Source organism: Hymenobacter caeli, assembly GCF_013294115.1.
GTDB lineage: Bacteria > Bacteroidota > Bacteroidia > Cytophagales > Hymenobacteraceae > Hymenobacter > Hymenobacter caeli.
The window spans coordinates 45,404-58,551 of sequence record NZ_JABSNP010000015.1 but is presented as its reverse complement, the minus strand read 5'-3'; the positions used below and the strand labels follow the sequence as shown (position 1 = coordinate 58,551).

13 protein-coding genes are annotated in these 13,148 nt (G+C 71.2%); 8 read left to right on the top strand and 5 right to left on the bottom strand.

Features of this window, described 5'->3' with window-relative positions:
• Window positions 1-141: 141 nt before the first annotated feature.
• Entirely contained in the window at window positions 142-2,367 is a 2,226-nt protein-coding gene (locus HNP98_RS15290) for a tetratricopeptide repeat-containing sensor histidine kinase (RefSeq protein ID WP_173811034.1), read from the top strand.
• 158 nt (window positions 2,368-2,525) lie between these two features.
• Here the strand turns inward: HNP98_RS15290 and HNP98_RS15285 are convergent, their stop codons facing one another.
• Window positions 2,526-3,281 (bottom strand): LytR/AlgR family response regulator transcription factor, encoded by a 756-nt coding sequence (locus HNP98_RS15285; protein WP_173811033.1) that lies wholly within the window; start codon window positions 3,279-3,281, stop codon window positions 2,526-2,528.
• Window positions 3,282-3,565: 284 nt separating this feature from the next.
• Between HNP98_RS15285 and HNP98_RS15280 the strand changes: the two genes are divergently transcribed.
• The 6 genes from HNP98_RS15280 to HNP98_RS15255 all read left to right on the top strand — a co-directional run bounded on the left by HNP98_RS15280 (window position 3,566) and on the right by HNP98_RS15255 (window position 9,418).
• Entirely contained in the window at window positions 3,566-4,111 is a 546-nt protein-coding gene (locus HNP98_RS15280; protein WP_173811032.1) for a hypothetical protein, read from the top strand.
• Window positions 4,112-4,376: 265 nt separating this feature from the next.
• A complete protein-coding gene (locus HNP98_RS15275; RefSeq protein ID WP_173811031.1) occupies window positions 4,377-5,369 on the top strand; it encodes a hypothetical protein in 993 nt (330 codons plus the stop codon).
• Window positions 5,370-6,134: 765 nt separating this feature from the next.
• Window positions 6,135-6,917, top strand: coding sequence for a hypothetical protein (locus HNP98_RS15270; RefSeq protein ID WP_173811030.1), 783 nt, complete (start codon window positions 6,135-6,137; stop codon window positions 6,915-6,917).
• A 61-nt stretch (window positions 6,918-6,978) separates the two neighbouring features.
• Complete coding sequence (locus HNP98_RS15265) at window positions 6,979-8,010, top strand: hypothetical protein (protein ID WP_173811029.1); 1,032 nt, start codon at window positions 6,979-6,981, stop codon at window positions 8,008-8,010.
• A gap of 136 nt (window positions 8,011-8,146) precedes the next feature.
• Complete coding sequence (locus HNP98_RS15260; protein WP_173811028.1) at window positions 8,147-8,482, top strand: hypothetical protein; 336 nt, start codon at window positions 8,147-8,149, stop codon at window positions 8,480-8,482.
• Window positions 8,483-8,569: 87 nt separating this feature from the next.
• Window positions 8,570-9,418 (top strand): hypothetical protein, encoded by an 849-nt coding sequence (locus HNP98_RS15255; RefSeq protein WP_173811027.1) that lies wholly within the window; start codon window positions 8,570-8,572, stop codon window positions 9,416-9,418.
• A gap of 22 nt (window positions 9,419-9,440) precedes the next feature.
• On the opposite strand, the gene HNP98_RS15250 is transcribed toward HNP98_RS15255, so the two are convergent.
• The 3 genes from HNP98_RS15250 to HNP98_RS15240 all read right to left on the bottom strand — a co-directional run bounded on the left by HNP98_RS15250 (window position 9,441) and on the right by HNP98_RS15240 (window position 11,775).
• Entirely contained in the window at window positions 9,441-9,890 is a 450-nt protein-coding gene (locus tag HNP98_RS15250; RefSeq protein WP_173811026.1) for a hypothetical protein, read from the bottom strand.
• A gap of 73 nt (window positions 9,891-9,963) precedes the next feature.
• A complete protein-coding gene (locus HNP98_RS15245; RefSeq protein WP_173811025.1) occupies window positions 9,964-10,902 on the bottom strand; it encodes an MBL fold metallo-hydrolase in 939 nt (312 codons plus the stop codon).
• Between the two features lie 324 nt (window positions 10,903-11,226).
• On the bottom strand, window positions 11,227-11,775 hold the full coding sequence (locus HNP98_RS15240; RefSeq protein ID WP_317171120.1) for a GNAT family N-acetyltransferase: 549 nt from the start codon (window positions 11,773-11,775) through the stop codon (window positions 11,227-11,229).
• Window positions 11,776-11,851: 76 nt separating this feature from the next.
• On the opposite strand from HNP98_RS15240, the gene HNP98_RS15235 reads away from it, so the two are divergent.
• Window positions 11,852-12,496: a class I SAM-dependent methyltransferase gene (locus HNP98_RS15235; RefSeq protein ID WP_173811024.1), complete on the top strand. Its 645-nt coding sequence runs from the start codon at window positions 11,852-11,854 to the stop codon at window positions 12,494-12,496.
• 5 nt (window positions 12,497-12,501) lie between these two features.
• On the opposite strand, the gene pncA is transcribed toward HNP98_RS15235, so the two are convergent.
• Window positions 12,502-13,119 (bottom strand): bifunctional nicotinamidase/pyrazinamidase, encoded by a 618-nt coding sequence (gene pncA, locus HNP98_RS15230; protein ID WP_173811023.1) that lies wholly within the window; start codon window positions 13,117-13,119, stop codon window positions 12,502-12,504.
• Between the last annotated feature and the right edge of the window lie 29 nt (window positions 13,120-13,148).

The following is a 13,148-nucleotide window of genomic DNA, read 5'->3' as shown; positions in this document are numbered from 1 at the left end:
GGCCAAGGGTGGGAGGGCGGCCGAACGGGGGCGCAAGTTAGCAAGGCCGGGCCGGGGCGGGTAAAATTGCCGCGGCCCGCACCGCGTAAGCATTGTAAAATAGAATATTACGACTACTTTGCTCTCCTATACCCACCCCGTATGATTCGACCCGATACCCTCGCCCGAATTGCTTGCCTGGCGGCCCTGGCCGGGGCCCTGGGATGCCCCGCCGCGCCGGCCGCCCCGCCCCGGCCCAAGCCCACCGCCGTGCTCGACAGCCTGCGGCACCGGGCGGCGGCGCTGCCCCCCGACACCGCCCGCGCCCAGACGCTGAACGAGCTGGGGTACGCGCTGGCGCAGTTGGGGCAGTTTGCCGAGGCCCGGCCGGTGCTGCGCCAGGCCCAGCGGCTGAGCGAGCGGCTGCACTTTGCCACCGGCCAGGTGCGCGCGCTCACCGGGCTGGGCACGAGCTACCAGAACGAGGGCCAGTTTCCGCGGGCCCGGGCAGTGCTCGACTCGGCCGTGGCGCTGGGGCAGCGGCTGGGCGAGCAGCGCCGCCTGGGGGCCGCGCTGCTCGGCCGGGCCCGCCTGTGCAACGCCCAGGACGACTACGCCTGCGCCCTGGCCTCGGTGCAGGCAGCGCGGCAATTTTTTGCCGCGCGCGGCGACTGGGCGCACACCGCGCAGGCCCTGAACGGGTTGGGCAGCATCTACGTGAACCGCGGCGACTACCCCCGGGCCCTGGCCGCCCTCTTCGAGGCCGTGCAGCTGGCCCGCCGGCACCACGACGCCCAAACGGAAGTGAACTCGCTGGGCAACATCGGCAACACCTACCTCAAGCAGGAAGAGTACGCCCAGGCCCTGCGGGCCTACGAGCAGCTGCTGCCCCGCCTCGACTCGGTGCCCGACCAGCGGGTGCGGCCCATCGTGTACCAGAACATGGCCACCGCCATGACCCACCTGCACCGGCCCGAAACGGAGGCGTACTTCCAGAAATCGATGGCGGGGTTCGAGGCGCTGCACGAGCCCGCCGACGTGGGCCAGGTGCTGGGCAGCTACGCCCACTTCCTGCTCGAAAGCGGCCGCCGGCCCGAAGCCATCCGCGCCTACGCCCGCGCCCTGGCCCTGCTGCGGGCCGCCGACGACAACAACGCCGCCGCCGACGTGCTCAACGGCCTGGCCCGGGCGTACCGGCAAGGCGGCCAGCCGGCCCTGGCCGCCGCCCGCGCCCGCGAGGCCCTGGCCTTGGCCCAGCGCATCCACGACGTGGCCGACGTGCAGGCCGCCGCGTCCTTGTTGGCCGGCTTGGCCAAGGCCGGCGGCGACTACCGCCGGGCCCTGGCCTACACCGAGCAGGCCCAGGCCGCCAACGACTCGCTCTTCAGCCGTGCCAAGTCCGAGCAAATCGGGCGCTTGCAGGGCGACTTCCAGCTGGGCCAGGAACGCGCCCGGCGGCAGGCCCTGGCCCGCACCAGCGCCGCCCAGGCCGAGACGCTGCGCCTGCGCCAGCGCCAGCTGCGGGGCCTGGTGGCGGGCCTGGTGGCGGTGGCCCTGGGCGGGCTGGTGCTGGCCTGGCTGGCGCGGCAGCTGCGCCGCCGCAACCGCCTGGTGGAGAAGCAGCGGGCCGAGCTGACGGAGCTGAACGCCACCAAGGACCGGCTGTTTTCCATCATCGGCCACGATCTGCGGGCCCCGCTGCACGCGCTGCACGCCTTCGTGGAGCTGGTCAGCGGCCCGGCCCTGCCCCCCGAGCGCCTGCGCCAGTACACGCGCCACCTCACCCAAACCCTCGACCAGACGCTGATTTTGCTGGAAAACCTGCTGAGCTGGGCCGCCCTGCAAATGCGCGTGGCCGGCCCGCCGCGCACCGAAGCCCTGGCCCTGGCCGCCGCCGTGGACGACGCCTTCGCCCTGCTGGGCCCCGCGGCCGAAGCGGCGGGCCTCGCGCTGCACAGCACCCTGGCGGGCGGCGAGTGGGTGCGGGCCGACCCCGCCGCCGTGCGCCTCGTGCTGCGCAACCTGCTCGGCAACGCCCTCAAGTTCACGCCCGCCGGGGGGCGCGTCACGGTGGCCGCCGCGCCGCACGGCCCCGGCTGGCAGCTGGCCGTGGCCGATACCGGCCGGGGCCTGCCCGTGCCCACCCCGCGCCAGCTACTGCCCCCCGCCGGCCTGCCCCGCCGCCCCGCCGAAGGGCCCGGCCGGGCCCCCGGCGCGGGCCTGGGCCTGGTGCTGAGCCGCGACTACGCCCGCCGCAGCGGCGGCGAGCTGGAAGTGGCCAGCGCCGGCCCCGGCCAGGGCACCACGTTTTACCTGTCGCTGCCCGCCGCCGAGGCAGAGCTGATTGAAGCCAACGAGCCGAAAACGAACAAGGCCCTGGTGAAATAAAGAGCGAGCCATTCATTAGCTGTTAGCTTTTGGCTGTTAGCTGTTAGCTTTCCTTTTGACCGAGCCCCGCCGATTGACCGAGCCCCGCTGGGCTGATAACCTGCTGCTTGCAAGAACGAAAGCTAACAGCTAACAGCCAGCAGCTAACAGCCAGATACTTACTGGCCCGTTGGGTGGCGGCTCACCAGGCGCTGCTGCACCACCTGGGCCAGCACGGCGTCGCGGAAGGTGTGGCCCAGGGGCACGGCCCCGGCCGGGCCGAGGCACACCTCGTCGGCGGTGACGGCCGTGATGCGCGCGGCGTTGGCCAGGAACGAGCGGTGGGTGCGCACGAACTGGTCGGCGGGCAGCTGCGCTTCGAGGTGCTTGAGGCTGACGAGGGTGACGTGGACGGTTCCGCTCGCGAGGTGCACCTTCACGAAGTCGCCCATGGCCTCGGCGTAAGCCACGTCGGCGTAGCCCAGGCGCAGGAACTGCTGCGCGGTGCGGATAAAAAACGTGCCGTCGGGCCCCGGGGCGGGCGGGGCGCTGGGCGCGTCGGCGGGGCGCAGGCGCAGGGCCTTGTCGATGGCCCGCAGGAAGCGCGGAAACGCCAGCGGCTTCACCAGAAAATCCACCGCGTCCAGCTCGTAGGTGGGCAGGGCGTACTCGGGGTGGGAGGTGAGGAACACCACCAGCGGCGGCTGGCGCAGGCCGCGCACCAGCTCCAGGCCGCTGAGGCCGGGCAGCTCGATGTCGGTGAGCAGCAGGTCGGTGGGGTGGCGGCCCAGGTGCTCGAAGGCCGCCACCGGCTCGCCGAAAGTGCCGGCCAGGGCCAGGGCCGGCACCCGGCGCACGAAGCTGGCCACGAGGTCGCAGCACAGGGGGTCGTCGTCGAGCACGACGCAGCGCAGGGGGGGAGGGGCAGCGGGCATGGCAGTGAAAAAAGGCCCCGCAAGCCGCTTGCCGGGCCGGCACCGGCGGCAAGCAAGTAGACCCGGGGGCAGGTTGCCCGGGCAAGGTAAAGCCGGCCGGCCCGGTTTGGTACCCCCGCGCCGCGGCCCCGTCGACCCAGCCGGGGGTTGGTCGACTTTTGGGCGGGTCTGCTCGACTTTTTGCCCCGGCCCGGGCGGGGCGGGGCTACATTTCGACATCCCGCCGGCCTGCTTGGATCGGCGTAAATAAATCCCTTATCCCACCCATTTTCAGTTCATTGCCCATGCCTACGCTTAAGCCCGCCCTTCTCGTGCTCGCGCTGCTCCTTACCGGGGCCCTCCACGCCGCCGCCCAGTGCCGCGACCCCTGGGTAAGCCAGGCCATTCAGCAGGTGTACGGCCGCAAGCCCGTGGGCCAGGGCGAAGCCTGCGACTGCAACATTCGCCTCTACAACAGCGGCGCCTGGGGCAGCTACAACGAGCTGGTGGGCTACGTGCAGCAGCTGCGCCAAAGCGGCCTGCAATTCGGCTACGCCCCGCTTGGCAGCAACTCGGTGCTGGCCGTGGCGCAGGGCAAGCAGGTGCTCGCCGTGGCCGTGTTCGACGCCAGCGGCAACCTGGTGGCCTCGGGCGGGGGCAACCTGGTGGCTTCGGGCGGCGGCAACCTGGTGGCTTCGGGCGGGGGCAACCTGATTTCGCAGGACGGCGGGGGCTTCACGGGCCTGACCAAAAACACGGCGGGCTTCGCCTTCGGCAGCAACTACGGCACGCTGGGCGCGGGCCAGCGCCGCCTGCCCACCAGCGGCAAGGGGGCCCTGGTAATACACTAAACGCCGGGCACAGATGCTGCTGCGTGCGGCCTTCGGAAAATTGATTGTTGGCACGGTGGCCGGCGGCACGTGGCTGCTGTGGGTGGGCCTGGTGCTGGCGCTGGCCGCTGGTTTTTGAGGCAAGGTTCAGCACCCGTGCCTCGCCCAAAGCTGCGCCAAGCACTTGGTTATCATTTGTTCATTGATTAGCACCAGCTGGTCAGGCGCCTGCTTTTGGCTGCGTGCTCAACCGGCTTTTCCCAACCCGTTTTACTGCGTTCCGCACATGGCTGTTCCGACTACTTTTCGTAAATGGTGGGGCCTCGGCCTGGCTGTGCTCCTGGGCGGCCCGGCCCACGCCCAGCCGGCCTACAGCGGCCCGCCCGCCACGGCCTGGATGCAAAAAGCCCAAAAGCTGCAAGCCAGCGGCGACCGGGCCGGGGCCGCGGCCGCCTACGCGCAAGCCTACGCCGCCTACACGAGCGTGGACGACTCGGACGGCATGAAGGCGGCGCTGGCGGGCAAAGCAGCGGCCGGCGCCGGTGCACCAGCGGCGCCGGCGCCGGGGCCGGGGCGGGGCGCGGGGTCGGTGGCGGCCCCGCGCCCCGCCCCGGCCCCGGCGGCCGGCCCCGCGCCGGTGGCGGGCCACCTGGAAGGCAACAAGCCGGTAGGCCTGTTCTTCGTTACAAAGTCGGTGCTGGGCAATTTCCGCACCCTGTCGTACTACTTCAGCCCCGAGGGCGTGGCCTACGAAAACCCGGTGGGCCTGAGCCCCGCCGAGCTGGCCGCCACCCCCGAAAAAAGCAAGGGCCGCTACACCGTGGCCGGCAAAGCCCTGAGCATCGCCTGGACCGGCTACCCCCAGCCCGAAACGGCCGCCATGAACAGGCTCGGCGGCGGCTTTAGCTGGAGCGGGGGCAGCATCTTTTCGGCGGTGGGGCCCTTCAAAGGCCCCGGCCAGCTGCTGGGCACCTTCGAGGGCGGCACCAGCACCTACGCCTCGGCCGTGGGGCAGTCCGTGGTGTCGAGCACCCTCACCTTTCGGGCCGACGGCACCTACACCAGCAGCGGCGTGGCCACCGTGACCACGGCCACGGCGCGCGGCGTGGCCGAAACCGGGGGCTCGTCGCAGCAAGCGGGCCATTGGAAGCTCGACGGCTGGTACCTCACCCTCACCGACGCCCAGGGCCACACGGCCCGCGACGTCGCCTACCCCGTGGGCACCGACGCCAAAGTGACCCTTTTCCAGTTCAACGGAATGGCTTATGAGCGAAAATAGCCCCTCCCCCCGGCCGGCCCCACCGCCCATAAAAACCGCCCCTAAGCCGCTCAGCTACTGGCTGTTTATGCTGCTGAAACTGGCCGTGCTGGGGGCGGGCGCTTACGTCCTGTTCATGCTGGCCCTCATGGTCCTCTTCAGTTTGGGCTCTCCCCCTCCGCGCAACGGGCCTCTCCGGGAAATGGAAACTGAGCGGCAGCAGCGGAGCCACGCGTCCCCTGGCGAGCCGGGCCCCGCCACCCGCCCTTACCGACCATAAAAAGCCAGCGTTTCGGCGGGCCGGCGCCCGGCTGCGGGCCGCCGCTGGCCCGCAGCCGCGCTTCCAGTTCAACGGCCTCGCCTACGCGCGGCAGTAGACCGGCTAACCCGGCCGCGGTCGGTGCGCTTTGCGAAGTAGTAAACAACTGATTTTTAACCACTGAGATGAAAAGAGTGCTGGTGTGGCTCGTGGCCTTCGCGGGCCCGGTGGTCGTGGGGTTTTTTGCCCTGTTCGTGGTTCTCAGCCCCGGCTTCACCCAAAATTCCCGGAAAAAGCGGAAACGCGCGGAAGACCGGGCGCAGTCGTCCCAGGATTCGGCCTGGTTTGCAGCCCAATCCCGCCAGCAAAAAGACAGCGCGCGGAAAGCCGCCGGGCTCGCTCCAAACCCCGGGCCCTCTCCAAGCGGCGAGCAGCCCCGGCCGGGCGGCGGGCTCCGGTGGGGCCCGGGACCTGCCCGGCCAACCCCGGTTCCTTTTTAATCCACCCAACCTTCTCAACCTAAAGCCATGAAAACTGACGATTTACCCGAATATTCGGCCATGCGCTACGACTGGCTGGTGCCGGTGTGCCTGGTGCTGGCGCTGCTGGCCAGCTGCGGGGGCAGCAGCGCGGGCGGCGGCCCCGGGGGGCCGCCCGCCGGCAGCACGGCCGGCGGCAAGCCCGTGGGGGTGTTTTTCTTTATGGACGTCTTCAACAACCAGCACGTGTACTGCTTCACGCCGGCCGGGCAGGTGTACGTGGACCCGGCCGACTTCTCGGCGGCGGCCCTGGCGGCCCTGCCCCCCGGCCAGCGGGGCACCTGCGCGGTGAGCGGCCCGACGATGACCATCAAGTGGGCCGACGGCAGCACCAAAACGGGCAATTACCGCGCCGACCCCACCGGCTTTGGCTGCGAGGGCTCGTTCATGTGCGTGGCCCCGCTGGCCGGGGCCCGGCAGCTGGCCGGCGCCTTCGAGGGCCGCAACGCGGCCGTGCGCGTCGATGCCAATTCGCTGGCGGTGTACCGCACGCTCCACTTCCTCCCCGACGGCACCTTCACCCGCGACAGCTACGCCGCCGCGCACCTCAACACCGACCCCACCGACCGAGCCGACCTGGCCACCGACGCCGCCTCGGCGGCCCCCCGGCAGGCCGGCCGCTGGAAGCTCGACGGCTGGTACCTGACCCTGACCGACGCCCAGGGCACGGTGCGCGCCCCGGCTTTCCGCACGGACTGGGACGAAAAAACGGACCAGACGAAGGGCTTCTGCTTCAACGGCACCTCCTACAAAAGCACCGGCGCGCAGTAAGGCCCGCGCGGCTGGCCCACGTTCATTTCTTTGCGCCACCCCTTCTAACGTTTCCTTCGCCATGCCCCATCTTCGACGCGCCTGTTCTTGCACCGCTCTGCTGGTGAGTATGTTGGGCGCGGGCCGGGCCCCCGGCCAGCCGGGGCCCACCGGGGCGGCCCTCTTCCGGCAGGGCCAGCAGCTGGAGGCCGCCGGCAACAAGGCCGCCGCGGCCACGGCCTACCAGCAGGCCTACGCCGCCTACACGAGCGTGGACGACTCGGACGGCGTGATCAAAGCCCTGGCGCGGAAGAAGGCCCTGGCGGGCGCGGGGCCCGCCGCCGCCGGGGCCCCGCCGGCCCCCGCGCTTCGGCCGACGCCCGCGCCGGCGCTGCCGCTGGCGGGCAGCATGGCCGGGGGCCGGCCGGTGGGCCTGTTTTTCATGTCGCGCTACCTGATGGCGCTGCACTCGCTGGAAAAAGCGACCCACTACTTCACGCCGGCCGGCCGGGTGTTCGTGGACCCCACCGGGTTTTCGGCGGGCGAGCTGGCGGCGCTGCTGCCCGGCGCGCGGGGCACCCACAGCTTCGCCGGCAACAAGATGGCCGTGCGCTGGGCCAGTAACCAGACCGGGGACGGCCCCGTGGAGCCGCAGGCCACCACCTTCGCCCGGGACATGGGCCTGTTTTTGGCCGTGCGGCCATTCGCCGGCGGGCAGGCGCTGCTGGGCTCTTTCGAAGGCGGCAGCTCGGCGAGCCTGGGCAGCGGCACCACGGCCGTGGCCAGCGACCTGGCCTTCCGCCCCGGCGGCACCTACAGCCGCAGCAGCGCCCTCGGCAGCACCGGCGACGGGAGCACGGCCCGCGCCGGGGCCAGCAGCGCGGGCACGGGCCGCTGGCAGCTCAGCGGCCGGCTGCTCACCCCCACCGATGGCCAGGGCGCGGCGACGCGCGGCGTGGCCTACCCCATCGAAACCGACGACAAAACCGGCCAGCTGGTGCGCTTCTACTTCGGGGGGATTGGCCTACAAGCGGCGGTAGCCCGGCGGGCCGGCCGTACCGGTTGCCCTTGGGCCACCACGGCGCGGCCGGGCTACGGGCCATCGTTCCGGTAGGCAACGGCTTCTTCACCAACAAATTAATTTGTTTAGGAAGTCTGAAGATTCAAAGTTGCACGTCGTGCTGAGCCCGTCGAAGCATCTCTCCTGCGGTAGTACTCAAACAATTCTCCAACCTTCTTCCCCCATTTTTATGGAAACGCCCTGCCCATCTTCCGCTGCCCACACGCCGCCCGCGGCTGGCCCGGCCGCTGCTCCGGCCACCCGCCCGGCCCCCACCGCCCCGGGGCCGCCCGCCGGTGGGTTTGCCCGCGGCGCGGGGGGCCTCCTGCTGGCCGTGCTGGCGGGCCTGGGCCTGCTGGCCGGCGCGCTGCTGCTGGCCGCCGCCAGTCCGGGGGGCCGGCCGCTGCTGCTGGGGTCGGCGCTCTACCTGGGCTATTTCTTTTGGGCCCGCGGAACGCTGAAAGTGGAAACCAAAGTGCTCACGGGCATCGAAGCCGACCGCGACAACGCCCGCAACGGCGACTAACCGGCCCGGCCGCTGAAGAACTGGTTTTCGTGGCCTGCCGGTGAACGACCCCGCCCGTATTTTCCCACCCCTTTAATTCCGAGCTTCATGGACACCGTTCCGACTGCCGCCCCCGGGTTCCCGCCGGCGGGGGCCGCCGCTGCGCCCCCCGCCCCGCCGGCCGGGCCCACCTGCGAAGCCTTCGCCGTCAAGGTGGGCTACATCTGGCTGATGGTGCTGGCCCCGGTGGCCGGCCTCGTCCTGGCGCTGCTGAACCTGACCGCGGCCCCCAGCGCCCAGGGGCTGGTGCCGGCGGCGGCCCTGCTGGCGCTGGGCTACTGGGCCTGGCAGCGCGGCTACCGGGCCGTGCAGCTGGAGCTGCGGCCCGACGCCCTGCGCGTCCGGCCGGCGGCCCCCGGCCGCCCGGCCCAGGACGTGCCCCTGCCGCGCATCGCCAACTACCTGCGGCCCCAAGAATCGTACTACCAGATACTGGAGCTGACGCTGCACGGCGGCCGGCTCCGCTTCAGCAAGCGCCTGCGCACCCCCGCCGCCGGCCTCCTCACCCTCGACGACTGGGCGGAGGCGCTGGCCGCCCGGCTCGAGGAGGCCCGGCCCGCGGCCGCCGGGGCCCTGGCGGCCGCGGACGGCCCGGCCCGCGGGCTGGCCGCCGCCCGGCCCCGCGTCCTGGCGCGCACGGCGTTTGGGAAGGTGCTGGCCGGGGTGGCCACCGTCTGGGCACTGCTGGCGGCGGTGGCGCTGCTGGGCCCCGGCCCGCGCGTGCCGGGCTGGGTGTTCATGGTGCCCGCCCTCTACCTGGGCTACTTCGTCCGGGCCCGCGGCGGCGCGAAACCTGGCGTGCCGCCGCCCCAGGTCCTGGCCGGCAGCAAAGCCGACCGGGCGATTGGCAGCGAAGACCGCAACAACGACAACACCGCGTGGATGAGCAACGGTTGACGCCGCTGGGGGCACCGCGCGTTCATTTGCGGCGGGCCGGCGGGGCCCCGGCCACCAGCTCATACACGCCCCGGTTGCCGGGCGGGTAGCCGGCAATGGCAATGGTGAGGCGGCGCGTGCGGGCGTCGTAGCGGTAGGTGCCGCGCTGCACGTCGGGGCCCTTGGCGTCGGTAAAAAGGAAGCGGATGCTGTCGCCCTGCGTCGCGAAGCGCCCGTGCTGGGCAAACAGGCGCGGGCCGCTGTCGCCCATGAGCAGGCTCAGGCGCTTGTCGTAGGTGCCGTCGGGGCGCAGGGCCAGGGTGCCGCCCACGCCCGGCACCCGGGTGGGCGGGGCGTCGGTGGTGTGGTCGTACACGGTGTAGGCCGTGTAGCGGTACGTGGCAAAAAAAGCGGCGGGCGGGCCCGGGGCCGGGCCCGGCAGCAGCAGCGCGGCCAGCAAGCAGCGGGGGTAGGGCAGGGGGCAGAGGAACATAAAATGTCGGGCCGCGCACAATGGTTCGGGCGCCGCCCATTGGCAAAAATAGCGCCGGGCCCTACGCCCGGGGCTATTTGCGCTTTTTAGACGGTCGGCGCGGGCCGCGCCCGCGGCGGGCCAGCAGCCACGCCGCGCCGGCCAGCAGCAGGCCCGCGCCGAAGGCCGCGGCCTGGCGGGGCAGTTTATCGACGGGCTTGGGCGGCAGGTGCTCTACGCCGCTGGCATCGGTGCGGGCCGGCTCGTGCAGATAGCGGCCCTGGGCGGGCAGTTGGTAATGGGCGGCCAAGTGGTGCAAGCCTGCCGCGGCGGCGGGCCCCTGGATGACCGGGCCGTGGCCGCAGCCAATGGCGGCGGGCTCCAGAGCGGCCAGCGTTTGCACCGAGCGGTGGCACTGCGGCCAGTCGTAGTTGAAGGGCGGGCCGGCCACGCTGATTTTGGGCACGCCCACCAGCACGGCAAAAACCGATTTGTGGTCGGTGGTGGCGAAGGCGTCGCCGCCAAGCAGGGTGCGGTCGGCTTCGCGGAACAAGGCAACCTGGCCCGGGGCGTGGCCCGGCACGTGCAGCCAGCGCCAGGCGGGCAGGAAGGGCACCGCGTCGTCGGCCAGCGGCAGCTCCTGCACCACGTCGCCCAAGTCGGGCAGCTGGGTGGGGAAGAACCGGCTGGCAAAGGCCAGCGAGCCGCCCACGGTGGGGTCGCGCGGCGGGTACAGGGCCCGGGCCGTCACGTAGGGCAATTCCAGCGGGTGCACCAGCACGGGCACGTGCCAGCCCGTGGCCAGCGCCCGGGCCGAGCCCAGGTGGTCGAGGTGGCCGTGGGTGAGGACAATGGCCTGGGGCGTTGCCCCTGGCCCGTACAGCTCCTCGGCAGCGGCGCGGATGGTTTTTTCGCTGCCGGGCAGGCCGGTGTCCACCAACACCCACTCGCCGGGCGTGCCGGCATCAATAAAATACACGTTCACAAAGCGCTGAATGCGCAGCTGGGTGACGCCGGGGGCTACCGTATCCATAAAGTAATTTGCAGCAGTGGGTGAAGGAACGAATGGGCATACGGTGGCCCCGGCGGGCGGGGTACAACAGCGGCACCTCTCGGGCAGCCTCCAGGTAAACGGCTAGAATTAAAAATTTAACTATCAGGCAATTAATACATAATTATTAATTTAATAACGTGTTTGTGTAATGTATAAAACCGTGGATGCCAGATGAGCAAGACGGTTTTTCTACTTGTTTTTAATTCAGGAATAAATCTCCATTAAGGGCGGGGCGCTCGTCTGAAACCGGCGCTGGAACGTGCAGGGAAACCGGCCCTTTACCCGCCCACCCGCGCCGCCTGCCTATGCGGGTGGGGGCACCGCTTTTTCCAGCACCACCAGCTCCAGCGGCTGGCGGGGCCGGCCGAAGCGGGCGGTGGCGGGAAACGGCTCGGTGGCCCCGGTGCGCCCGTAGCCGCGCCGCTCGTACCAGGCCAGCAGCTCGGGGCGGGCCGCCAGCACGGTCATTTTCAGGTGCGAGCAGCCTTGCTGCCGGGCCCGGGCTTCGGCGGCGGCCAGCAGGTGCCGGCCCAGGCCGTGGGCCTGGGCCGCCGGGGCCACGGCCAGCGTGCCGAGGTAGAGGCGGCCGGCCTGCGCCTGCAAATAGACGCAGCCCAGCAGCTGCCCGGCGGCTCCCACGGCCAGCACGAAGCCCCCGCCCGGGGCCCCCAGCAGCTCGTGCAGCGCCGCCGCGTCGATGCGCGGGCCGTCGAGCAGGTCGGCCTCGGTGGTCCAGCCCCGGCGCGAAGCCTCGCCGCGGTAGGCATCGTTGACGAGGGCGGCCAGGGCGGGCACGTCGGCGGCGGTGGCGGGGCGGAGGGTGAAGGGCGGGGCGGGGGTGGCGGGTGGCACGGCGCAAAAGTAGCCGCCGCGCCGCGCAACCCCCGGGCCCCCCGGCGGGTTTAGCCGCCAGCCATTGTCCATTCCCATGAGCCCCGAAAATCCGCATTCTTTCCCCCCCGAAGCCTTCCGGCGGCAGGACGAAACCCCCGATGCCCACTTCTACCAGGCCCCGCGCTTCGTCACGCACATCGACGCCGGGGCCGTGGCGGCCGTCACGCAGCTGTACCGCGAGTATTTTCCGGCCGGCGGGGCCCTGCTCGATTTGATGAGCAGCTGGGTGAGCCACCTGCCCGCCGACGTGCCCTACCGCCGCGTGGTGGGCCTGGGCATGAACGCCGCCGAGCTGCGGGCCAACCCCCGCCTCACGGCCCACCTGGTGCAGGACCTCAACCAGCAGCCCGCCCTGCCCTTCGCCGACGACGAATTCGACGGGGCCGCGATTTGCGTGTCCGTCGATTACCTCACCCAGCCCGTGGCCGTGCTGCGCGAGCTGGCCCGGGTGCTGCGCCCCGGGGCCCCGCTGGTCATCACCTTCTCCAACCGCTGCTTCCCCAGCAAGGCCATTGCCGCCTGGCAGGCCCTCGACGACCGCGGCCACCTGGCCCTGGTGCGCCAATTCCTGCTGGCCGCCGGCGGCTGGGAGGGCATCGAGCTGCTTGACCGCAGCCCCCGCACCGGCGACCCGCTGTTTGCGGTGGTGGCCCGGGCGGAAGAAATAATTAAAAATTAACCCCCTCAGCTCTCCCGCAAGCCGCCGTGGCTGGCCTGTACCAGGCCGCCCAGCGCCAGCAAATCGGCCTGCGCCGCGGCCCACCCTTCGGCCGAGATGGCGCGGGTGGCGTCTTCAAGCACCACGGCCTCAAAGCCTTCGGCCAAGGCGTCTTTGGCGGTGAAATAGACGCAGTAGTCGGCGGCCAGCCCGGCGATGTACACGCGCGTGATGCCCCGGCCGCGCAGGTAGGCCCCCAGGCCGGTGGCCTTGCGGTGGCCGTTGTCGAAAAAGGCGCTGTACGAGTCGATGGCCGGGTCGGTGCCCTTGCGAAAGATGGCTTCCACCCGGTCGGTGTTCAGAGCCGGGTGCAATTCGGCCCCCGGCGTGCCCTGCACGCAGTGGTCGGGCCAGAGCATCTGGGGCCGGCCCAGCCACTCGATTTCGGTGAAGGCCGCGTGGCCCGGGTGGGCGCTGGCGAAGCTGCGGTGCCCGGCCGGGTGCCAGTCCTGCGACGCCACCACCAGCTCAAACTTGGATTGCAACGCATTGAGCTGCGCGAGGATGGCGTCGCCCCCGGGCACGGCCAGCGCCCCGCCGGGCACGAAATCGTTTTGCACGTCAATCAGCAGCAGGGCGTTCATGGGCGGAAATCAAAAAGGGCGTTTCGGGG